Annotated in this window: 18 protein-coding genes; 11 read left to right on the top strand and 7 right to left on the bottom strand. The window is 38.2% G+C overall.

Annotation, left to right across the window (positions count from 1 at the left end):
• The first annotated feature begins 5 nt into the window (after positions 1 to 5).
• From ACTJKN_RS25850 to ACTJKN_RS25830, 5 genes are all read left to right on the top strand, one after another.
• Entirely contained in the window at positions 6 to 1322 is a 1317-nt protein-coding gene (locus ACTJKN_RS25850; protein ID WP_440828504.1) for an HlyD family secretion protein, read from the top strand.
• 508 nt (positions 1323 to 1830) lie between these two features.
• Complete coding sequence (locus ACTJKN_RS25845) at positions 1831 to 2739, top strand: hypothetical protein (RefSeq protein ID WP_440828503.1); 909 nt, start codon at positions 1831 to 1833, stop codon at positions 2737 to 2739.
• A 101-nt stretch (positions 2740 to 2840) separates the two neighbouring features.
• Positions 2841 to 3599 (top strand): hypothetical protein, encoded by a 759-nt coding sequence (locus ACTJKN_RS25840; protein WP_440828502.1) that lies wholly within the window; start codon positions 2841 to 2843, stop codon positions 3597 to 3599.
• 103 nt (positions 3600 to 3702) lie between these two features.
• Positions 3703 to 3972 (top strand): helix-turn-helix domain-containing protein, encoded by a 270-nt coding sequence (locus ACTJKN_RS25835; protein ID WP_440828501.1) that lies wholly within the window; start codon positions 3703 to 3705, stop codon positions 3970 to 3972.
• Positions 3972 to 4271: a hypothetical protein gene (locus ACTJKN_RS25830; RefSeq protein ID WP_440828500.1), complete on the top strand. Its 300-nt coding sequence runs from the start codon at positions 3972 to 3974 to the stop codon at positions 4269 to 4271. Before ACTJKN_RS25835 ends, ACTJKN_RS25830 begins: the two co-directional genes overlap by 1 nt.
• A gap of 407 nt (positions 4272 to 4678) precedes the next feature.
• Here the strand turns inward: ACTJKN_RS25830 and ACTJKN_RS25825 are convergent, their stop codons facing one another.
• Positions 4679 to 5284 carry a hypothetical protein gene (locus tag ACTJKN_RS25825; protein WP_440828499.1) on the bottom strand — a complete coding sequence of 202 codons (606 nt, stop codon included), beginning with the start codon at positions 5282 to 5284 and terminating at the stop codon, positions 4679 to 4681.
• A 167-nt stretch (positions 5285 to 5451) separates the two neighbouring features.
• On the opposite strand from ACTJKN_RS25825, the gene ACTJKN_RS25820 reads away from it, so the two are divergent.
• The 5 genes from ACTJKN_RS25820 to ACTJKN_RS25800 all read left to right on the top strand — a co-directional run bounded on the left by ACTJKN_RS25820 (position 5452) and on the right by ACTJKN_RS25800 (position 14484).
• Positions 5452 to 6369 (top strand): hypothetical protein, encoded by a 918-nt coding sequence (locus ACTJKN_RS25820; RefSeq protein ID WP_440828498.1) that lies wholly within the window; start codon positions 5452 to 5454, stop codon positions 6367 to 6369.
• 221 nt (positions 6370 to 6590) lie between these two features.
• Positions 6591 to 7091 (top strand): hypothetical protein, encoded by a 501-nt coding sequence (locus tag ACTJKN_RS25815; protein WP_440828497.1) that lies wholly within the window; start codon positions 6591 to 6593, stop codon positions 7089 to 7091.
• A gap of 39 nt (positions 7092 to 7130) precedes the next feature.
• The gene (locus ACTJKN_RS25810; protein WP_440828496.1) at positions 7131 to 11252 is read left to right on the top strand and encodes a restriction endonuclease; all 4122 of its coding nucleotides are present in this window, start codon (positions 7131 to 7133) and stop codon (positions 11250 to 11252) included.
• Positions 11253 to 11481: 229 nt separating this feature from the next.
• On the top strand, positions 11482 to 12264 hold the full coding sequence (locus ACTJKN_RS25805; protein ID WP_440828495.1) for a hypothetical protein: 783 nt from the start codon (positions 11482 to 11484) through the stop codon (positions 12262 to 12264).
• A 453-nt stretch (positions 12265 to 12717) separates the two neighbouring features.
• Positions 12718 to 14484: a hypothetical protein gene (locus ACTJKN_RS25800; RefSeq protein WP_440828494.1), complete on the top strand. Its 1767-nt coding sequence runs from the start codon at positions 12718 to 12720 to the stop codon at positions 14482 to 14484.
• 1390 nt (positions 14485 to 15874) lie between these two features.
• Here the strand turns inward: ACTJKN_RS25800 and ACTJKN_RS25795 are convergent.
• Complete coding sequence (locus ACTJKN_RS25795) at positions 15875 to 16972, bottom strand: hypothetical protein (protein WP_440828493.1); 1098 nt, start codon at positions 16970 to 16972, stop codon at positions 15875 to 15877.
• A gap of 1 nt (position 16973) precedes the next feature.
• Positions 16974 to 17783, bottom strand: coding sequence for an RNA polymerase sigma factor (locus tag ACTJKN_RS25790; RefSeq protein ID WP_440828492.1), 810 nt, complete (start codon positions 17781 to 17783; stop codon positions 16974 to 16976).
• 784 nt (positions 17784 to 18567) lie between these two features.
• On the opposite strand from ACTJKN_RS25790, the gene ACTJKN_RS25785 reads away from it, so the two are divergent.
• Entirely contained in the window at positions 18568 to 19131 is a 564-nt protein-coding gene (locus tag ACTJKN_RS25785; protein ID WP_440828491.1) for a helix-turn-helix domain-containing protein, read from the top strand.
• Between the two features lie 168 nt (positions 19132 to 19299).
• Here the strand turns inward: ACTJKN_RS25785 and ACTJKN_RS25780 are convergent, their stop codons facing one another.
• The 4 genes from ACTJKN_RS25780 to ACTJKN_RS25765 all read right to left on the bottom strand — a co-directional run bounded on the left by ACTJKN_RS25780 (position 19300) and on the right by ACTJKN_RS25765 (position 24308).
• A complete protein-coding gene (locus tag ACTJKN_RS25780; RefSeq protein ID WP_440828490.1) occupies positions 19300 to 19707 on the bottom strand; it encodes a hypothetical protein in 408 nt (135 codons plus the stop codon).
• Between the two features lie 9 nt (positions 19708 to 19716).
• Positions 19717 to 20835: a hypothetical protein gene (locus ACTJKN_RS25775; RefSeq protein WP_440828489.1), complete on the bottom strand. Its 1119-nt coding sequence runs from the start codon at positions 20833 to 20835 to the stop codon at positions 19717 to 19719.
• A gap of 420 nt (positions 20836 to 21255) precedes the next feature.
• Complete coding sequence (locus tag ACTJKN_RS25770) at positions 21256 to 23187, bottom strand: hypothetical protein (protein WP_440828488.1); 1932 nt, start codon at positions 23185 to 23187, stop codon at positions 21256 to 21258.
• A gap of 2 nt (positions 23188 to 23189) precedes the next feature.
• The gene (locus ACTJKN_RS25765; RefSeq protein WP_440828487.1) at positions 23190 to 24308 is read right to left on the bottom strand and encodes a hypothetical protein; all 1119 of its coding nucleotides are present in this window, start codon (positions 24306 to 24308) and stop codon (positions 23190 to 23192) included.
• Positions 24309 to 24472: the final 164 nt, after the last annotated feature.

The following is a 24472-nucleotide window of genomic DNA, read 5'->3' as shown; positions in this document are numbered from 1 at the left end:
TACCTATGAACAATCGACATTTACATAGAACTGACCAAAGAACAAATCAAGTTCAACATATTATTGAGAAGATGCCGACACGTTTTGGCTTTTGGATATCAATGATAGTACTTTTTTTATTTGTGACAATGATCATCTTTGGATGGATAGTGAGGTATCCTGATATAATAACAGGTGAGATTACTATAAATTCAAATAGTTCCCCATTGAAACTGATTGCTAACACAAATGGAAAACTTAAATTAAACGGGATCAGATCCCTTGATCAAGTTCGGGAAGGACAAATTTTGGGGTATATTGAAAATTCAACTAATCCCATCAACATTTCCTATATAGACAGCCTTTTAAAATTATACCAGCCTAATGCTGATAATATAACCGATATATCAAAAAAGATTCCCCACAATTTTTCGCTTGGGGAGCTTAATATAAAATATTATGCATTCAGGAATGCGTTGCAGGAATTTATAAATTACAAGGAAGATAAAATTTTTGATAAACAGAAATCAAGTTTCAGCAACCTTTTATCCGAGCAGCACAATGCTGAATCGACGACATCTAAAAGGGTTCAAATGGCTAAAAATTCATTAAATTACGCTTATAAGTTTTTTAAAAGAGATTCAATACTCTTTTCAAAAAAAGTAATTAGCGAGGCCGAACTTGATAAAAGCCAGATGAGTTATCTGGCTGCTAGAGAGGCTGTAGAAAATGCATTGAATAGCCTCATTAATACTAAGCAGTCGAGCCAACAAACAGAAAGTAAGATCCAGGAAATTGGAATCCAGAAGCCGGAGAAAGAAAAAGAGCTACGGATTGCCTTAATTGCGTCTTACAATGACCTTGTTGACAATATTAAAACATGGCATCAGAAATATGTTTTCAGGGCTGCGTTTAATGGTCATGTGCAATTCCTTAAATTCTTTAATGAAAATCAATTTGTTCAGGCTGGCGAGCCAATATTCTCAATAGTTCCAGATGAGAAAACGGTAGCAGGTCAATTAATTTTACCCTCTAGAGGTGCTGGTAAGATCAAAGTTGGCCAGGAAGTTATCGTCAAACTTGAAGACTACCCATATTTAGAATATGGATCAATCACTGGCCGAGTTAGCTCGATTTCCATAACATCAACAACTGTTAAAACTGATAAGAATGATGTAGAAACATACATGGTATTGGTTGATTTTCCCAGCAAATTAACGACAAACTATGGCGCTAATTTGGGTTTCAGAGCGGGATCTAAAGGACAGGGCGAAGTTATTACAAATGATAGAAGATTTATTCACCGTTTATTTGATAATTTAAAATACGTAGTGAAAAAATAGATTTTAGTGTGGAAACCGACAATAGCGACATAATATAAGGTTAAGCATTACTGCGAAATACCTCTTGTTCAAAAAAACAACAAACATTCCTATGTCTTGTCCTGAAATTAATTATCGTTTTGTGCTTGCTTTGGAACAACGACAAGCTATAGCAGGACGAGACACATATTGGAGTAAATCTCGGTTTGAGGAATATTGATCCAGAGGAGTATATATATATATGAGGAATATCAGGAGAAAAAATATACAATAGTTTTATTGAAAGAATGACTTAATAAATGCTTTGTTATTGGTTCTACGAATGGGAAAAACCAACAATAAATGCCCCTGTCTTACTAAAAAATACTGTACCTTTTTACTTTTGAATGCCAGGCGATTACAGACTACTTTAATATTGGCGAGTGAGGGTCAAGGCTACTGGTTTTTTCAATGCACCCTGTGAATGACTTTTTCTAAAATTGTTAGTAGTTTAGAGATTTAATACATTTAAGGCTCCTTTTTCGTAACAATGAATGAATTTATTGAATGGCTATCCAGCTATCTGGGTATTGACAAAAATCCAACCGCGACCATTATTGTTTCGCTATCTGTCTTTTGCTTAGGGATTATGGTAAACGAACTGCTTAAGGCGATCAGCAGATTTAGGGAAAGACGGGCGATAAGGGAACTGGTGCACAGGAACTATCTGATCTTTAAAAAGTATCTTTACGAGCAGTCATCGTCGCTGAGCACCTTTGGGAGTTTTATTACCTTAAAAGGGAGTCCTTCCAACTTCAATCTCTATGTCAAGCCCTGCCCTGCACTGGACAATTTCAAAGAGATTTCCTATAGTAGCTCTTTCAAGGCTTTCTTCGTCGGCTTTGAAAATATCAGGTTGAAAGGCAGGGTCAAACGGATACAGGCTTTTGATAACCTGTACAAAAGTCTGTCAATCGTCAAGGGCGAACAGGAAAAGATGTTTCCGATCTTGGCAGGGTTCCAAAAAGAAGATGCCACGATGACTCTTTCAATAAATCTGAGCATGAAGGAAGCATTTGAAGCTGCTACGGATGTGTCAATAACGTTGAATGGAAAGCCTCATGATAGCGATCTTCAATCTTGGCTAAAGACACGGGATGAACTATTCCAGGCATACGCAAAGGGAAATCCGAACGATCTGATAGAGGTTCGAAAATTCCTGATTTCCATGCTGAACTTCGATATGGCTAATGGCAAGCCGATTGCCATGGTTCTGACCGCTAAAGAATTCTGGTACTACCAGCTCAAGCTGCATTCTGCCATAGAAGATATCAATCGGTTGGAAATGTTGGTAAAAACGACCAGTTCATACTGCAGAGGGATATGCGAAAAATTTGAGCATACAGCAAAAGATCTTGAAACCTACTACCAGGCACTTTTCAACAGTAAGCTGGTATAGAATAAAAGAATTCTCTTAAGCATAAGATTATACGTACGGCATTTGTTCGATGTGCATTCTTCGAAAAAACCTTAAATTAGGTTGTTCAAGAATTATTGTTTATGAATGTTAGCTATTTCAAACCCCGTAAGCCCTTTTCATTCTCTGCCCATCCATATGATTTGGGAACATTCATGGGGTTATGGCACAGCCATGATGACAACCATTTCCTGCTAAAAATCTACAGAATAGAGGAAAGAGAATTTGCAGATTATTATAACTATCACCTTAAATATGCTTTGGAAAATAATCTTGTTAATCAAGAAGATTTTTTCCGACATGTGTGGCAGATTGTTAAAATAAGGATAAAGCACTTCGAAATACAAGATCCTTTTTCGAATAATCACGGTATTCATAAGGATAGCTTGAAAAGACTGCAAAAGTTCGAAAAATACCTGAAGAGCATAGACATATGGGATGCTAGGCCACCTCACTTGGTAATTGAAGAAAAGGAAAATACAATTCAAAGGCAAAAGGAAACAATCGAAGAACTCCAAGCCCGCCTTGATGAGCTAAAAGTTTTCGAAGTAAGCCAGAAGATCAGAATTGAAGAAGGTTATGTTGCTACTTTTATCGATTTGTTGAAGCAGGTTGAGAAACTTGAACTGCCATCAGGCAGAAAACTGATTTTGAGCGATCACCAGATCGTCTATCCAAGACTGATCGGCAAGTACTTTTCTGACGGTGGCGATGATTTATCAGTAGAAACGCTACGTAATTATTATGTTGGCAATAAAGGAGATGTAACCTCAAAGGGAACAGAAATCAAAGCTGAACATAAACTTTTCAGAATAGTGCCTGTCAACTATATCGAAAAATAACAGGCAGTTCAACTATCGTATATGACCATAGCAAACTTATGGTCATTGTTACCGACGTATTTCCATACAATTTTGCTTCCGTAAACTTAAAAACGGAGGCATTATGCAGATTGAGATCCTAACCAGAGAAGAGCTTCACAGGTTCAAGTCAGAACTTATAGAGCAGATCAAACAGACCATCAAAACCAACGAAACGGTAACCAACAAACAATTCCTTCGAAGTTCGGAGGTAAGGAAGCTATTGAAGATCTCTTCTGGCACCTTGCAGAACCTTCGCATTAAGGGAATACTTCCCTATGAAAAGATCGGTGGTATATTCTACTATGCACATGCGGACATCGAGCAGTTGTTGGGCGAAATTGGTAATTCGTAATGAGAACGGCAGAACAATTGGCCAGTTTCCTGAAACTCGCTAGCGGAAACAGGCGTTTCCGTCAATCGCACCTCAGCCTTTATTCGGCCATACTCATGTACCACGACAAGGCATCGCGCCAAAACCCGTTTCGGGTTTCAAGGCGGGAGCTGATGAAACATTCGGCCATCCGTTCCTATGCAACCTACCACAAATGCATGGGCGAGCTGATCGCAATCGGCCTTATCGAATACGAACCGTCCTACCATCCAAACCTTGCAAGCCGCGTTACCTTGTTGGGCAATAACGGCGAACCATGAGGGGTTGGCACATTGCAGAGAAGTCCTTTTCCTTCTTTCGGAAAAGGAGCAAGCGGAAGTTGGGCAGAGCCCTACTTTGCTTGCCTTACGATACCGTAAGCCCCGCTTGAAGAACCCTCCAAGGGTTCTTATTGCCCATGAGAGGGCAAAGGCAAAAGAAAAAGGAACCCCAGGCAGGGTTCAATTTATCTGCATATCTGTAGCAATGGTAGGTTATATATGCAGATAAATAAAATTAATTTACCGATTAAATATTATCCTGAATTACTCAATTAATATTAAATAAGAAGTAAAAAGCCCGTCAATCCTGAATAGACAATTTTGATAAGAAATACCTCTTCAAAGAAGATTATAAATCTATAAATCAGAAGAGATTGCATTATTGGAAATCCAGATTAACTCTATTTCTATTCAGTAATATTTTTTGAATGGCAATTCCTGTATGGAAGCGTACTTCCGCAGAAACAGGGAAAGTCGATAGTTGCAGGGTAACTGATCATGGCCAGTATACCAACTTTCATCCATCGAAGCGTTAGTAACTTTTGATTTTCTGTCAGACTTAAACTCACCTCTCGTTTATATGCTCTATCTCCCCTGTTCAATATCGCAAATTCCAGTTCTGCTACAAGTATGAGGTCATCGACAAGCTTGTTTCCGGAGATATTAATCCGGATGTTATCTACATTCTTACCAACATATGGATTGCTCGGATCTGGTAGAAACAGAATCTTGTCAATTTCCCTAATTGCTTTGGGCGTAATATCCAAGAGCTCATTACCCGGGGTTTTCCATATTGCGTGGTACTCTGCTTCCAGTAGAAAGCTGCTTTGCCACACCTGCCAGCCACTAATCATTTCACCTCCAATTTCCTCAACAGCTTTGGACACGTTGAGAAAACATCCACCTACCATCGCTTCGGGAGCAGGCCTAACGTCCAGAAAGAAAGGACTTTGATCGTTAATATCAGATAAAAAGGCTATTATTTCTGGGGAAATGGTTGCAGGAGTTTTCATAATTTAAATAAACGATTATTAAGAGAAATAAAGTAGAATAAAACATTGAAATGTCCATCTCTTGAATAAAATGTTAATCCATCCTATGATAAAACCTTGCAATATTAAAACAAATATCTGCTGTGGATTAACTGCAAATCTGTAAATTAGCTGTTTAGACGCTCAATATGGCAATCAACTTAAAAGATACCCAAGCAATAACCACCCTCTCCGGCCTGCTTTATGATTTTCTGCCAGCTAATCCCCATCCTTATGGAGACCCAACAATTTCTTTTGGAGGATGTGCCAAAAAATCTGGTATCGGAAATTTATATCAGGGTGGCAGCAAAAAGATTGCAATATCAACTCTGCTACAAAACACCCTTGAACACGCAAAAGGTAAGTTCTGCATATTGATGTTGACCATTGTGCAGGCCGCTATGGTCTACCGCAATAACAAGGGCAATCCCATCTTAAGGGAGGAGATAATGGCCATCAACAAAAGCATTCAGGATATTGGCTTTAAAATACCGGAATTATGGGATCCTGCATTCCTGAGAAGCCTGATGAGTTCGGAGCCTGAAAAAGTTGAGATTAAAAAAGAGACAAACCCAGAATTAATAGCGAGACTGAAGTCTGAATACATATCATTGACCTCGTTGGATGCTCATAAAAGAGGTTATGCTTTTCAGGATTTTCTTGTAAAACTGTTTGATGCATTTGCGCTTCAGCCGAAGAAATCTTTCAGGATCATTGGAGAAGAAATTGACGGCAGTTTTGACCTTAACCAAGACACCTACCTGATGGAGGCCAAGTGGCATGCAGAACAGACGCCAGAAGCTGACCTGTTAATTTTCAGTGGTAAGGTTAGCGGAAAGGCAATTTGGTCCAGAGGGCTTTTTATAAGTTATTCCGGATTTACACAACAGGCACTCAAGGCCTTTGCCATTGGAAAGCCCACCAACCTGATCGGCACGGATGGACAGGATATCTTTTTTATCCTTGAAGGGCGTATGACTTTACAGGAGGCAATAATTGCGAAGGCAAGAAGGGCCGCAGAGACCAATTCGTTCTTCACCTCTGTCTTTGAACTAGCAAATCATTAACATAGCCCCTTGATTTCTCCTTAAAAATATATCGCTCTACTACTTCTTGTCTAATCAATTCTTCTCGCATTTTCATTATAAATTGATCTTGTTTTGTTAAGATCCGATTTAGCTCTAAATGCCATGAACAAAAAAGGGACAAATCATGAGTAGGTTACCAAGAATTGTGGACGTCCACCAAAAAAACACTTTAAACTAACTTATAGCCTAGCAAAGAACTTATGACGCTTTCCATAATCACCGATTTAAAACCGACGGATATAGCCATCACTGTATCCCTTGCGGCATTTGTCATCAGTCTGCTCAATTACCGGCTCAGCAAAACCTTGGGCATCAGAAATCAGTTATATACAGAGAAATTCAAAATGTACGAGAGGGTTACCGGTAATATTTATGAGTTCGTTGCGATCATAGACCGCGTATCCGCAGCAAAAAAAAGAGGTGAGCTGACCCAGCAACAATTCCTGTATTTTGCAAATCAGGTGGACACCAAAGCACTCGAACTAGACGGACTATATGCGAGAGCTCATCTAATTGTGCCTGATTTCATACTTACTCAACTTGATGATCTGATGGAATATCTTATCCATGAGCACGAGGATCGTAATTTTTCTGAAGTGTTCGACGTTCATGAGGAAAAAATAAGAGAACTGTCCAAAGAGCTAATATTTTCTTTCCGTATGGACCTGGGAATACAAAAGCTAAATACAAGGGTCAATTAAGATTTCTTATTCTACTAATTTTATACGTGGCTCAAAAAAATGACCAGCAAACTTAATTTCGACAAACTTACATGGGAAGAGTTCCAACAGCTCACGGTCTATCTCGCCCAGGAGGTATATGCCGTTCCCTCTTTTGAAGAATTTCTAAAGAAGGGAAGTAAACAGGATGGAATAGACATCCTAAGTTTTGATCAAACGACTGGAAAGTTTTTCACGATACAGTGCAAGCATGTTAAGACAATTAACCCAAGCAAGGTTAGGACGATCCTTACAGAGTTTGAGCAAGGTTCTTTTTTGAACTCCTCTGACCGTTTTTTGATTTGCACTTCTGCTGATCTTCAGCAAACCAGTATTCAAAACTACCTGAATGAACAAAAGGCAGGAATGCGAAATACCCATGGTATTGAGCTCATCATTTGGGACGGGAATTACTTAAATTCGATACTGGCCAAATATTACAGGATTGTAAGCCACTTTTTTGGAATAGAGGATGCCGAAAAACATTGCCATGGAAAACCATTTAAAAAAACTAAAGTATTTCCACAGGAAAATTTCATAAGCCGTAGCATCTCTGTACTCGGACAGGAAAAGGAAGATTCGATGTGGAGTCGGCGAAGAGTGGAAAAACCTATTTTCCTCACGGAGCTGATGAGGGAAAATCCGTTGCTTTCCAGAAAGGTCTGTCTTTTGGCCGACGCCTATGAAGGTAAGAGCGTGTTACTGAAGCAGACCGCATATGAGCTATCTGTTGGATCTCCATGGTTTGAGACGATTTTGATTGAGCTTAAATCAGTAAACATACGGGCAATAGATGAAATTCTAGAGGCCAACTTTAATACTTGGAGGGATACCCCATCAAAGGATCTGCTTGTAGTTATCGATGGTCTTGATGAAGTGCCAACCGACCTCTTTATTGAAACCACAGGCCATATCGCTGAGTTTATTCAGAAATACCCTACGGTTAATATTATATTCTCCTGCAGAAAATCATTCTTTCAGCGTTACAATCTTCACGGCAAGCTAAAGCATATAGAATTCTTCAACATTAACCCCTTGGGTTATTTTCTGATCGAGCAATATCTTTCCTCTAAGCTTTCTGAGCAGCAGGGAAATGCATTTAACAAAAAGATCAAGATGCTAGGGATCAGCGATTTCCTTCATCATCCATTTTATCTGGTCATGTTGACCAGATGGTTTGCAGAGAATCCCCGAAACCTTCCGTCAAGTAAGATTGATATTGTCTCAAAGTTTATTGATGAATCCCTGTTGATATCTGCGGACAGGAAATTATCGCGGGGAAATCTGTTCCTACAAAGGAAGATGGATTATCGAAAGGCACTTAAAAAGCTTGCCCTAGCTTTTCAACTTGCCGGGCTGAATGCTGCTGATGAGGACTTTATACAAGAATTATTTAATCCAGAGCAGATCGAACTTTTCCAGCACAGTGCTTTACTATCATTGGAAAACGGCAAGTGGTTTTTTCAAAATGCGCTACTTCAGGAACAGCTTGCCGCCCTGGCATTGATTGAGGAAGAATTGAAGATTTTTGATTTTATATGTTTGGGCGAGGAAATCAAAAAAATTCGCCCGAAGTGGGTCCAAACTGTTGCTTCGGTAATATCGATGTTGGGCGAAAAGGATCCGTTGCGTGAATCACTTGTTTCAATTATAAAAAAAGATAACATTGAATTATTGACTTATAGTGACAGCAGTAAGTTTACCTCCTCCTTCAGGCTTGAGATCCTAACTACTATCCTTAATAACTGCATTCAACGCAGCTCTCGCCCGATAAGGATTGACGAGGATGATATTGCACAGTTTATAGGAAATAATGCGACACCCATTCGGTATCTCATCTCGCTTCTTCGTCCTGATATCCATGAAGTGGTCAAGGTCACCATATGCCGGATCATAAAGGAAATGGCGCTAAATGCGGAACAGGTTACTGATTACCAGGAAAAGGCGCTTGAAGAACTTAAAAGTTTCTCGGATCCATACTATGGAAAGCTTTTAATGAATATCTTTTCTTTCTACGGCGGAACGGGGCTACCAGTCATCAAGACCGCAATGGAAAGAACAGACCTTCTGACCAAACATGAATTCCGGGAGGGAATTTATAAATATCTTCTTGCGAAAAACCTTGTGGATGAGCATTATCATTTTGGTCTCGATGGTTTTATTTTGCTGGTCAATTATAATAAATCCATCAGGCACAACGGTTCTGAGCAGAAGCTTGGAGAATTTCTCCTGGCTACGAAAAAGCCTGAAAATTTAAGGAAGCTATATGATCTGGTTGGAACGGGTGCATGGCTATCTTTCTATTCTCATCGCACTGATGCGCTTGGAACATTTGTTTCAGGTCTTAAAACAACATCAACTTTTATTTATGCACAAGATCGGGGTATCATCTTTCCTCTGATCCAGCTTATCTCGAAACTGGGCAGACAGGCGATTAAGGATGAGTTTTCCCACCTTGGGGAATTTTTCAGAAACACAGGGACAGCGTTATTTGCTATAAAGATATTGCTTTTGAACCCTGATGTAAATTATCACTACGAGTTTTCAAACATAATCGACCATGATTGCATGTCTTATCTGATTTATGCACATGAGGAGGGCTTAATCTCCAGGCCTGCTTTGAATTCATTCAGAAGTGGTCTTTATCTGATGAAAAAATTTGAGGAATCCAGCTATTTTAGTGGCCTGATACAAGATGCTTTTGGAAAGCTGGAAATAACGGAGGACCCCGCTGACAAACATTATAACCATTCACAGGAGACTAAATTTCAAAATGATTTAAAATACATTGGCTCGCTTGAGAGTTTCAGGGAAGGTGCAATATTGTTTTTTAGTGCCTATGGGCGAAAATCGCTCCCGTATGAGGATCTTTACATTGATTACGACAGCAAGCCTAAGCGGTTTAAGGCAGATTCAGAACTGATGTACAGGTTTCTTAGTGACCAAATGACTGATAAGAAAATAGTCTATCTTAAGGACTGTTTAAGGGTGCTGGAGGATCCACAACAATTCGAGTTTATCAGAGCGGCATTAATCCTTGGCTTTAATTTCACGGCAAGATCCGGAGAAGAGGTATTTAAATCAATTGCTGCTGATTATTTTAATAAAGAGATACCGCAGGCAAACTTTAAGAATGCTTTTTTGATCGAAAAGAATATGCTGCATTGGCGTCAAAAGGAATTGTTGCTTGCAAGACTTTGGAAACGGTTCCAGATGAGTAGTGAGGAACGGTTTCTATTAGAACTTCTTTGGATGGACCGAAATGGGATGAGGGGAATAGAACATCATAAACTTAACAAAAGTGATTCCATTTCTTCTCTTCTGGTAAAGTTCTTTGATCAGAAAAAGCAATTGCTACAGGCCAAGGTCTTAGCTAACATGAGAGGAGGAATAAGTGATCCCATGGTCTTAGGCACCCATATTGGATTATGCCGTCACTTAAAGTTATTCGAAGCAGTTGGTTTGATCTATGAGGCTTTAAAGAGTGGAAAACTCGAACAGGAATTATACGTTGGTGTAGACATCTTCCTCGAGCTTGGCGGCGAAGCGGAAACACTTTTGCCAGTTTTCCTGTCCATTGGAAATCACAACGATCATAACTTCTTGCATATGGTCAAGGTACTTTACACTGAATTTCCAAAAGAGGTAAGCGAAGTTATCCTTTTACAATTTGGAACAGATAAACTAACGGACGACACCAAAATGAGCCTGGCAAAATATCTATCGGCAATTGGAGAAAAAAAGGGCTTTTCATTTATCATGTCAAAAGTTAGGGAAACACGTTTAGCGCCGTACCATATCCAAAGCGGATTTAAGATCTGCAAGGTTGATACTGCCTGGGCCCTATCTGAAATTGACGATCTGATTTGTCTGTTGCTTGTTGAGGAAGATAACAGGTCACGGTTTTATGAAACCGCTAAACATTTCTTACTGGAAGTGATCAACGATTTTGCGGCGAAGAGCGAGGAAGACTTGTTAATGGTGGAGAATTTTCTAAGGAAAAAAATGTTTGAACTTGCCCCGGATTTTAAATTGGCGCATCATCTTCTTTGGTATATTGAAAGGGCAATCGAAGATTTTAGAAATTCTGAAGTGGAACCAATGAAAATCTCAAAGATCAAATTGTTGCTTGGAGATTTTTGAGGACTCCTACTATGATACAAAAATTCGGACAGAGTATATTAAGGATAATATTTTAATTCGATAAGATTCAGGTATCTGAAATTCCCAATAATTTATTTAAAAGATAATTGTATATATGTCGAACTGGGGAAATTTAAAAATGCAGAAAAACCTGCTGTAAAGGTCCTCATAAGAGGCTATCTATTTTAATTATGGAGATTACTATTTTACAAACAAATCGAAAACTAACATGCGTCAATTCAGTTCAGAAGAGCAACATATTACTAAGATCATTAGTGAAGGAAAAGAAACAAATGTCCAAACACTACTGGATAAAAAGCTACTTGGCGTTCGAATTTCTCTCGACAGAACTGCCAAGACTCATGATTTACTATTTCAAATCGTTCAACGTCCTATTAGTCCTCCAGAGTTTCAGGCCCTTGTTGAACGAGTAGGTCAATTGACATTAGATATAATAATTACTGTCAACTTATTAAAAATGCTAGCTGATGAACATTATATCATACTGGTCGAAAGAACCAATATTATACCAACGAAATTTGAATTCGGACAAGGGGCTAGCAATGCTGCATCTGTAAAATATAAATTTGCCGACGAAAACGTGGGGGGACTACTGCTGGATTATGCTTCAAAGGAAATAATTACAACACCCGAATTAACAAGATTTGTAGAACAAGGCTTTATAGCGAGGGATGAACAACGTTTTCAGTTACAGATTGCAACGGCTACGAATGCGTTAAAGATTTCAAAACGCGCATTTCGTCTTTCCATTGCGGCAATAAGCTTGACCTTTTTAGGCATGTGCATTAACCTATTTTTTAACATTAGATCTTACATGTCCAGCGGCATAAAAATAAAACAAGAACAAATTGATACTTTGTCTTCAGATTTCAACGCCGTTAAACAAGACTTAGATACCCTTATTTCCATAAATAGAAACGATAATGCGCAACAACCTAAAGTCCTAAAAAGACTGAACAATTCAAAGACACAAAAAAATAGAGTCAAATAACCTTTCATATTACACCTTCTAAAAAGTGCTCGTTCTGGTACATGCGTTTAACTTATTTTAACATGCAGCAATCAAATCATGAAGCACTATAATAGTTTGACAAAACGCATAATGTCTTTCCAGTTTCCCAATGTATTATTTCAATTTTTGCAATCTTGCATAACGCGATATAATCAGCTTTATGCAGATTGATAGGTTGCACGACCTTTTTAACACCAGCAAACATCAAAATAATGGAATCCAATAAAAAGCTGCACACTACCGCTAAAAGCGCTACAACTACCACCTCTTGCTGCAAACTCCGCGAGAAGGAGTTCATAAAAAATTGTTTTTGTATATTTGAATTTACCTCCATTTATTGAATTCTAGGATTTGGAACTCGCTACAAGATAGAACATCAGATCAATTTAGCCGTTTGTATCCTCTCATGTTAAGACAAAATCTAAATCAACCATGTTTGCACGTAAGTCAGAAATTAGAAACCCGGTCAGAATGGGCCTGCTCCTTGAATTTGAAACAGCATTTCCTGGAGAAAAGCCTTTAACCGTTGGAGAATATTTGAAAGGCGGCAACAGGGAAACGATTTTAAATGTAGCTGCATCTTTCCTCGGGTTTAAAAACCAACAATCAAAATATGAAGATAACAGGGAATTCATAAGCATGTGCTTTCGGGCTGAAAACAATGAGCTTGCAAACAAGGTATACGACAGAATCAAAGAACTTGAAAAGAAGGGTAACAGAGTAGGCATAATAAATACGTATTCCAGCTTGACACTGTTCGAGTATTTTTTTAAGGCTCCCGAGGAACAACAAACACAAAGTGAAGAGGAATTCGAAGTGAATTTTTTCAAGGCTTATCTGGTTATCAATTCAGAATTCACGAAGAAACAACATATCGCATTTGATTCCACAAAAGATCTTTCGAAAGAACTGGCGTTTCCGATGATGATGTTCTGTATGAACTATCCAACTTCGGATAAAACTTACTATGACATCAGGGAAATATGGATAACTCAGCTATGGAAGGCAACAATATTGTTTCAGTATTTATCAAGCGATGAGAAAACGAAACCACTATATAATGCATTTCTAGAACATTTTGCCGTAAACGATTGGGAGGAATACTTAAAAAGCTTCCTACCACTTACAATTTCTATGATGAGTAATCATAAAGAAGGCCATGTAGATTTTGAGGTTTCAGAGGGCGAGAACAAGGATAAAGCATGCGCGTTTCTTGATAAATTGATTATAGAAGCTGAAGATGAGCTGAATGAATTCGATTTTCTCACTTTACGTTCAAAGCCATTTTATAAAGTCAAGGATGGACATTATAGAATAATCTTTAATTTATTCGTAGTTGAAAAGATTTTTAAGGGAATGTATTTTCTTTTGAGAGAGGTAAATAAGGGCCTTCCTGAAAAGGCCCAGGTTAAAGCACTGAAAAGCTTCTTTGGAGATTTCTTTTCAGAACGCATACTTTTCTATGATGTAATCAATACAATACTCCCTAAACTAAAAATTAAGTTTTCAGGCCAGGATATGGTTGCAAAAAAGATCATTGGCGGCCCAGACTATTATCTTAGAAAGGGGTCAGACATCATGATTATGGAATCCAAAGACTTCTTGATTCCGGCTGACGCAAAGATGTCATTTGATTTTGAACGCTATCAAGATGAATTCGAAAAAAAGCTCTATTTTGAAGAAGTTAATGGAAAGGAAAAGCATGTTGGCGTGATGCAATTAATAGCGTTTATTAAACGACTGCTTCTCAAAGATTTTGGTCTGGATAACAATTACAATTATCGCGAGGTAAATATATTCCCTATATTGATTGTACATGACCATCAATATAATGTACCGGGATTCAATAAACTTATTGATTATTGGTTTCAGGCGGAATTACAGGAACTTGAAACACAGGGATTCTATGTAAAAAAGGTACAACCTTTGGTAATTATTAGTATTGATTCGCTGATATATCACCAAATTGGACTGGCCAAGGACATTCAATTGAACGAAGTGCTAAAAAGATATATTCAACATACTAAAAGAGAAAAAAATCTGAAATTTCGTTCTGAAGAAGAGGTGAAAAGCTACACGCTCTCAAAGCAAATCGCTTTTTCAACATTTATCAATGAATTCTTCCAGGCAAAAGGGCTGCAAGAGGTACCCCCGGTATTAGAAAAGGTCGCACCTATTTTGTTTAAAGAAAAAGATTGAGGATTTAGCATATAGCAGAGTAGAAAGGATTTGCCCATTGGCAGTTATTCGGGCCATATTTCTTATAACAGCCAATATGATCTACACATAAGTTTACATGTTTAAATCTGGGGCGTCTTTAGTGTACGTTATCGCTTGACTTTAGCGAAGGAAAAGCCAAAGATTTCGGAGCGAAAGATACTCCACCTCGGAAAATCCGGCCTTAAGGAATTTGGTTCTTTTGTCATCTAATTTAAAAGCCCCCATTCTTTTTTCTGGTCATATTCAACATTTAAAAGGCATCCTCCAAAGAAGAAAAAACTAGTCGCGACGTTTTTTCAAACCCGCTACGCCCCTAAGGGCAGTAAAAAAGCGGGCAAGTTATAGGGTTTTTGTGCAACAAAAACACAACTTGCAGTTTAAAAAACCAAGGAACGGCTTAGCTAAATCGGCAAAAAAAATAATAAAAGTACTAGTGATTAAATGATAGAAAGGAGGTGCTTGGAAAACTTTACCTCTTCGTCAATAAGATCCTATTGACAGTAAAAAAATCGAAAAAATATTACTTGGCAAAAGCTAAAACTTCATATATGCACATATATAAATATCCTTATATCTACACATTCATATAACTGGGTATGTAGAAATGCGGACAACAGACATTAAATTGGCATTGATGGGAAATCCCTATAATTGTTGAATCATACTTCAATGGCATCACAACAGGCGCCAAAACCCCGCTCGCCCGGGATCTGAAAAACCATTTGGGATGGCCGAAAAATTAACGCACTTTCTGCGTGATTCTCTGCTAACCAAATGCTCAACATTTTTTACTATTTGGCTGCAACATACCATCAAAAGTTGGGGAACCTAAAAGTATGCACCAGATTTCATTACAAACTGTGCACCCCACTTTTTACCATCCGGTCTTGAGCGCTTAATCCCCATTCACGAATTACAATAGAGCATTGTATCTTAATTTCAAATTATGGGAAGAAAACAATGCGAAAAACCATAGTAGATGTATCTCAATTTCAAATCCGGGAAATACATACTTCCAGGTCTTACTTCCCGAATAAGAAAACAAGTCAGTGAGCGACAAAGTATCCTCACCATACGGCTGTACAAGCAGCCTCGATATCCATATTTCAAAACTATCTGATACCAGACATTTCTTTAGCCTGGTACTGAAGTTATCTTTCACGCTGTCGATATCCAATTCTTTTATCACAATCAGTAATTTTCTCCGCTTTTCCACCTGACAACCGCCAGACATCGGCCAATATATCCATATTGAAAACCATCAGGCATTTCTAACATGAAGTCCGCCATTGCATGCCTGTTTTCTTGTCGGCTTATGAGCATATTTTAATCTCACTCTACGGTTCTGCAAGAAACCTCTTTTTTAATGCTATTCAACAATGACCTGTATGCCTGCTTTTTCTGCCTTATAACTGATTTTATCTTTTAGACTATAATAGCTCCAGTTCTGCAAAAGGTAATGATCTTCCTTTGCTATTTCTTCTTTTTCCTGCTGGTTGATCAGTAGCAGGGTTGCTGCATGGTGCTTAACGCAGAAATCAATTAGCATCCGGCTGTAAACATGCAGCTTTTGCTCCACGTACCGCTTTTCCATGTGGCGGTAATCCTCCAAACTTTTCATTTTACGCTTCCTGCCGTGCCCCCCACAGTTAAAGGGAACTGCTTTTTTGACCCTGTTTACCGCAGCCTGTATGGCCAGTCTCCGGTGGAGGAATTCTTCCCGGTTTCCAATGGCATGCTCATGCCTGCCCACCTTGACGATAACCGGGTGTTCTATGGAAAGTGATGCTTCAGCGATAATGGTAGGATCCAGGCTATGCTTTTCCTTTTCGATCTGTACCGCTGCCAGGAGGAATATTTTGCCTTTGTCCAGTTGTATCTGGCTGGCACGAAGTTTCAAGGTTCCACCGATGATCCGATCAAGTATGATCTTTTTATCAGACCTGTCCTTTCCAAGGTAGGTCCGGAACGGGATCTGGAAAAGCCTGAAGGTAAAATTCCTGTTGTCAGCAGTCCTGCTTAGTTTGAAAATCACCTCTGCCCCAAAAGGCAGCGGGATATTGCGTTTATAGTTCCTAAGCGATTTTTCGCCTTTCCAATAGGCATCTTTTTCCTTATTGAAATAGGAGATCAGCGTATTGTTGAGGTTGCTCAGGATGTTCGTTGGGATCTGGCCTTTGAAATGATTAGACAGCAGCCTGTACGTGGTATTCTGGCGTGAAGATTTAAGCATACCGTTCTCATCCTTCTTTTCATCAGCTATTTTTAGTTTTATATCCTCAGTCAGGTAAAAGAAATCCTTCACCCGTTCCTGAACAAAGTGATGGCTCATGATCATATTAGCTGCACGGAAACAGATCGATTGCCAGTTATATAATTGATCAATCGCATGTTTGACTACCTTCCTATCTTTGGAATCGATCAGCAACTGTATTTTGCGGGTAACAACCATTGTACTGTTTTCCATATCACCTGATTTTTGTTTTTTTAATCTTTAGTGATGCAGCTGCGAATGCTTTCTGAATGTGTCCCTGATCGAGGCTTAACGCTTCCGCAATCTCAGTAAAGCTATACTGGAGCTCATAGCGCATCTTGAGGATCATCGACTGCTCTTCGCTGACATCCCCCTCGAACCTGAACCTGTTGGTTTTTTCAATTTTATTGAGCTTTTCTGTATCTGAGATAACAGCCTTCAGGCATTCGAGCGTCTTTTCCACTTTCCTTGCTACCTGATAATCGGAGATACCGCCGATATGCCAGGCCATCTGCCCGTAGTCAAAAGAATATTTAATGCAGAGCCGTATAAAGAGCTGCTGGTCAGTGCTAAGATTTGGAATAACCGCTTTTACCCGCGCCCATTGCTTTTTCTCTTCTTCATTGGGTTCATTGAGATGGAAGATATCCGTTTCATCTTCTAGGCTTGGATCATAACCACCGATAAATTCCTGGTAGTTTTCGATTTCATCCAGCCGCAACATATTGCGCTGGAACCTACTTGAAGAAGTTTTATAATAAGCCCTGCATCCATCCGATGTTAATTTTCTCACAAAAGTCTCGATATGCTCTGGACAGGTAATAACTTTTCTGGATAGCCAGAGCCGCAGGAATGCTTCATTTACGATACAGCCTGCATTGACATCATCTTTTATATACCTGTAGCCATAATAATATGTCCGCGGATATAATAATTTGTAGAAAAATTCAAGGCCTTTTTCGTTTCCTTTTCGAAACTTTTCAAAATGAATAGCGGTATCAGCGTATGGTTTTATCTGTTCCATAGCAGTATCATTTTAAATATCTACAAATTAGTCGTGAAAACGGATGACAAAAAAATAAGGCATGAGATCTGTTTTCCCTCTTAGCAGCCCATGAGGTGCTGCGAAATAATACCTTGAGCTTAAGCTCTTCAAATATGCCCCTCGTCAATAATTCGATTTTTTGTAGAAAATCGAGCCCTTGAGTGTTTTTTTCTACCCCTGTTAAAAGGCATAGCATAGTCCTTACGCCTATTTTGATCGTTTTTTGCATGAGTCCGGTTAGTTGTTTTAGGAATTTTAATCTTAAAAAGAAAATTAAGGCAAGACGCATTATGAAACACCTAGTCTATCATTACCCATTAGGTTTCCCTGCCTTAATGATAAAAGCTATTCTGGTGCACAGATCACTAATGAGATAAGGTGATCGAAAAGATGTGAATGTTTGTATTTCATCATTCTTGCTTAAAAGCATATGAATAATGAACTTTAAAGAATGGAGCAAATAATGATGAGCTCAAACTTAATATATTGCGGAAGCTTGTAGGAAAGCCGTGAGCATATACAAGGAGAGCCCATCACTATCGGCAAAGATAGTAAATGGGCAATAACTCCTGTATCTTGGGCTCACAAAAAACTCCTACATTTTCCGCTCAAGATTCAAAAATTCAATTGCCTATTTATTTTACTTCAAATAAACGAGTAATCTATTACTCATTATAAATCAACACGTAAAGTTAACAATTTGTCTCAATAAAAGAAATAATTTGAATAATTTTTAGGACAAAATAGTTCTTCAATTTGAAGAATGGCGAAAGATGAAAACGCAGAATATTCAAAAGCTCTCGGCGAACGCATTAAAATGTTAATGGAAATTGCTGGTTTAGAATTGCCCGGAATCGCTGAATTCACTAAGATTTCTGATAGTCACCTTTATTCTTTAATTAACGGTACTAGAAATTTAACTGGAAAAACGGCCGAAAAGCTAGCTAATAGTTTTGGCCTTGAAGGTTGGATGTTATTAAACCTAAATCACAAAATTCCTCATAGCATTCGAAAATCAACAAAGTTGCTTGAATTTTATGCAAACTTTAAAAACGTACCCGAATATTTTTCCGAGACAATAGATACTAGAAAGGCATCATCATTTATTGAAAAAAAACTACTCAAGAGCAATTTTCTATCAACCCCCAAATTTATATGGGAAATTAGCGCTGAGTGTAGTTCAAAAGGGCATAAATATTCTAGTAAGCAGCTTTCCCAAATTCTAACTTATTTAGTTCATAAACAGATTATAAAAAGTGAAAAACGCCCAATTAAATTACGCAATGGAAAATTTGGCAAAAGAATGGTAGACGTTTTTTGGGAATAATACTGGTTTTTTAATAAACTTCAATAAATAACCGTGTATTTCATTGGAAGTGGCTCATCTCTATTTTTGCCGAAATGCCCAACTTGTTTTGTCAGCAACCGAAAATGCCAATTAAGCCATAAAGAGATGCGCGGCTTAATTGGCATTTGATTTTGAGATTGTTATTCACTACTTCTTGAATGTCCAATCACGCTTCATTGCGAAGCTTTTAAGAAGTTTAGCCTTATTCTTCACCGCTTTTCTGTCTAATTCCTCAAAATCAATTACAGAGTGTCCATTAAAAGGATTATTATCCTCAACGGCACTTAATGCAATTGATTTACATTCGTCTATGTTAACAGAAACAACACCGGCTGACTTGAAAGAAGTCGTAAAGTGGGTGTGCGATTCCTGTGCTGAATATTTATCACCATTATACACGGATAACTTGTTTTCATCTTTATCCGTTGGGGAGAAAACTAATGAGGTTATAGCCTCAATAGGTTGTACATCTTTTTCGAATACCTGCGACGATATTTTGTTATCTTGAATAAAATTGGGATGAACTTGTCTATGTAAAAGTGTTGAATCTTGCATTTGAGAGAATTAAAGTAGGTACTGTTTTAATTTAGTCCAATCAGTTTCTGAATTTAAATCTAAACTCTCTTCAATAGATTGTTGATTAATTGTATTTACAGAAAATAATTCGGCTGAAAATGTATCTAAATCCACTTCTAAAGAAATCTCAAAAGTCTCAGTAGTCCATTCCAGTTGAATATTGCCCTCTAACGTAGGGAAAATAGCAGGGAGCGGTAAATCATGTGGATAATACCTTGAGTAGGTATTTTCGAAAGTGATCAATGCTTGTTTTAAGGGTGCCCGTCCTGAAGAATTATACCAACCATCTTGTAGTAGAGACAATTCATTTAATCGCAATGATACATCAAGAGGGTTTAGAATCTCCATTTTGTCAATAGAATCAATCTTTATGATTTTATCTCTTGCATCGAAAACCCCTTCACCCACTACGTTAACATATACATCTGAATATAACGCTTTAAACGTTTCAACCACAGTTTTAAAGTTTTGGCTATTTAACTTGGCTGAAATTTTCGAGTTATTAATTAAAAGGCTAAATGTTTTATCTGATTTATCAATCGAAGTTATCAGCGCAGTAATATCAAATGTGTCAGTATATGTTGCATTATCGCTAGCAGACAACAGTATCTTATGTCTTGTTGTTTTGCTTAATTTTGCGACTTGACTTGTTGATTCTGGATTAATGAAGATCGTTTCATCATCTTTTAGGCTACGTCCAATCCTATGGAAGTATGTTAATTGCTTGTCTGATAATAAGCCCTTAACATCTTTACCGTTCTCTGCAGCATTAATTACTTCTATTACTTTTTCCTTAGCCTTTTCAAAATAAGAATATTGATTTGAGTTTTCACCCAAAATAGACGAGGCCATTAGGTTTGCTGCCAATAAAAATTTTAATATCGCGCTACCTTCCTCTACTTTTTCTAGGTTAAGTGTTACACCTTCCGCAAAGCCTTTAGGCACACGTTTTCTTGCTGGGTTTTGTTGAAGGTAGAAGTCTTTAGCTATTTCAGTCATAAGCTCCTGCAATGCTGCAAAATCTTGCAGTATTTCCACAGGAACGGAATGTTCATCAAACCGTTTGCCAGTGAGTCTGGGCGATAAAAAGTGTTTAATATCAGACATTTTAAGAGAGCATTAATTTTTCGCAGTTAAGTAAAATTACAAAACGCTGGGTTTAAAGGTAAGCAACAAATTGATTTCTGCAAATGTTTCAATCAATATTAACATCTTTTTAACTAATCGTAGTCATTTTTTATTTTAGGGAGGATATTAAAATACTGGATAATTACCCTATGTTACAAAAATGACTTTATGTGTATATTTCGGTGAAAGTGGTTCTTCCCACTTTTGGTGGTAGGATAAATTAGGATTAAATTGAGTAGCAACACCATCAAGTTGCTGCTTAAATGACAGTTTTTGTTCAAAGCTAAGGCGACACCAGATGTTACCACCAAAAGTGGGGAAGAACCTGAAAGTGACCCTCTGTTTCGGGCCAAACTGGCCACCAATTTGATTACCAGATGATGCACGATAATAATAATATTAAATTGCACCGAGGTTATTGATTGTGAACCTTTTGATCGCTTTTTGCTCGACTACACTAAATTTTGCATTTATCCATATATCTAAATACAAAGACGAGGCGATTTTTAACTTGATTTCGCCGTCTGTGAGCTCGGATCCTTCTTCGCCACTGCGCATCGCTGCTGCTTCCTGTTCAAATTTGGTCTCCATCTCTTCTGATGTCATTTCCCTTACTTCCATCAACAATCTATTATTGATTCTCTCATTATCTTCATAAATTTCGAGTTTAACAGAACTGCGGAAATCTAAAACGAATACCTCTTCATTTAAAAGCGGTGTATAGAAAGTAGTTATCGGTATTCCTTCATAGCTTCCAAAGTCCGCAAGATCATTTTCATTGCCTTCACTTCTCGTAAAACCTTCGAGTGCATATAGATCTGTTCTATAGATGAACTCGGGCGGCACAATGATTAAGTTTGGAGAATAACCCTCATCAACGAGCGACTTGATACTTAGCTTTAATCCCTCATTTAAGGTCTCATGTCTTGTATCATCAATATTGCTCCCCATCATAATTTCTCTGATAAACCTACCGTCTACAGACCTGGCGACCTCTCCTCCGATCTGAGCACTCCCATATATTTCCTTAAAATTCTCGTTGAGAAACATCACCTTGAAGCCCTGCAGATATAGACTTGTCCCAATTGCAGGTAACTTTTCTATCTGCTTATTTTTTTGCACATTTCCAAAATGATCAAAGAAGTTTAATATTCTGTTATTTCTTTTCCATTCTGCGAAGGCAGCATTTTTAAAATCGGTTATTTTCTCATTACTTAATTTCTCTTCTGCTACAGCTTTATCCTCTGCCGATTGTTGCCGGTTTTTCAACCGTGCGAGGATGCTCAGGAGCACTCTACTCTGCGATTTGAAGTTCTCTAAACTTCTCTCTTTGGTTTCATCATTTGTAATTGTGGGCCCAACATTGAAAACGCTAGACCATTTATTCCAATCTTTTTCAAAAGATGCCAAATTTCTTTTTACCGTCTCCAGTAAGAATATATAATCATTGCTCTCAGGTATATCGGAAAGATCGACGTCAAGCAAGGGCGAATTTAATAAATGGTATGTTGCTCCGAGGGTTATCCATTCGTAAGCAGAAGGCGGCGTATAACTTTCTCCGGATGGGCGGGCCATATAATCCCACCATTGAACTCCTAAATACCCGTTATAGCTGAATTTCCGGATGTATATTGCATCATTTAAAATCTGTGGAGTGCTATCGTACCGAAGGTGTATTCCGCTAAGTACCTTAGCGGCTCTTGATCCCTCTATCTTGTCAATACTTAAGAGAAAAATTACCCACGAATGTAAACTGAGCGAAAGTCTTCTATGTAGTAGCGGTCTAAATCCTTCCAGTTCTGATTTTCTTCTCAGAATTGCAAGTTTTTCATCAGAAGCACCTTGATATTTTGCGATTTTGAACTCTGAACCAAAGTCATATCCCCGTTCTCGCAGCTTGTTATAACTTTTGAAACTTAGAAATAGATTTTCATCGTTGTTCAGTCGTAGCGCTTGAAAGAAAAACTGAGCAATACTATCATAGAGCAACTTGTTCATGACAGCCTTCTCATCCTGCTCCGATTCTACATTGCCTGAAAAAAATGATTGGCTAAACTCAAATGTATTTCCAAAACTTCGTATTACCGATTCCGCTCCATATTCCTGTTCCAAGCAACCGTACAAGAACCGCGCAGGCAGCAATGCGAGATGTCTAGCAAGGGGAATAGATTTACTTGTAAATGCCAGAAGCAATTCAGTAGAAGTGAACTCTACTAGCTCTTTCCAAACTGATTCATTCTTATTTTTATAGGCAGCTAAAAATGCATTGGAAAGAGTCCAATCCAGACCTTCTAATACTGATGCAACTGCATTGCCATTATAACTTCCCATATTTATGAACGAAATTTTTCATATAAGCTTCTAATATCCTCGAGCCTTGCCCTTACCTGTTTGATGTCTCCTTGATCACCAGCGAGGATCAAGCTCTCCTGAATTTCCGCTTTTTGCTGAGCAAATTCTTCCATAGAACTGCTCAGTTCACGTGTATGAAAACAAAAGTTAACCAACTTATTTTCAATCCATTTTATTTCGCTGGATTGATCAAAGTAAAATAGACCCTGGGCAGGTTTCAGCTGTAACTTATGACGAAGAAGCTGGTACTTAGGCATGTCTTCACCAGAACGTTTACCGATCCTAGCTACCAGTGAGGCAACCAGCGGTAAACAAATATCTACAATTTCAGCATTTTTCTGATTTGCGTACCGCAGGACCGTCTGTCCTTCGCCGTCGGATGTAAAACTAATGTGCCGTGTGAATCCCCTTGACTGTAGATAGCTACCATAATGCTCTTCGGAAATCCTTGTATACTCGAAATCTACGAAAGCAAAGGTTGCCAGCCTAGCAAAATATTCCCTTGACATACGCGAAATTTTTTCCTGATTGAAGAATGTAATGACCTTTGCAAACATGTAAGCAATCGCGACTGTTGTCAAGATTAACAGCCAACAGCTAAAAATGGCGAAATTACCGACTATATATTGATTCACAGTATGTTTAAGCGAAGTCATTACTACTAAAAATAAGATGCTGACGATTGATATCGAAAAAACAAAATGAAGTTTGGTTTCACGAAAGATCGATCGTAGCGTCTGGTTACTTGCATTTTTTACAACTTCAAATGAAAAGCCAATAACTACAAAACTGAGCCCTATGATGGTTGCGGAAGACGCAAGTATATCAGAAATCATTTCCTTGGCACCATCACCGCTAAAGAAAAATAACCCAAGAAATCCAAGGTATGTGTCTATAATTTCGCGGGGGATAAAACAACAAGCCAACCCAAAACAAAAAGCGACTGACACAGAGATCATCGCAAATCTAAGGCTGTTCATCCTAACCCTAAGTTCTTGTCTTTTTTTAGATTTGTAAAGGTCATATAAAAACTCATCACCTTCTTTGATCTCTCTCCGAGTCCGCCCTGAAAGTGTGAGCGAAGAGGAGAACAGGTTCATTATACAGTATGTTAATTTTTTAAGTACCATGGAGCGTTACTACTTTCCTTCAAACATACACAAATACAGTTGTAACCTACAAATACAACAATCAGAAAGATATTTATTGCCTACCTATCTAAGACAAATTAACCCGGTAGCGCTAATCTAAGATAATGTCCATT

Origin of the sequence: Pedobacter sp. 22163, from assembly GCF_052045595.1 — a bacterium.
In the GTDB taxonomy this organism is placed as follows: domain Bacteria; phylum Bacteroidota; class Bacteroidia; order Sphingobacteriales; family Sphingobacteriaceae; genus Pedobacter.
This window is presented reverse-complemented; position numbering and strand designations above follow the sequence as displayed.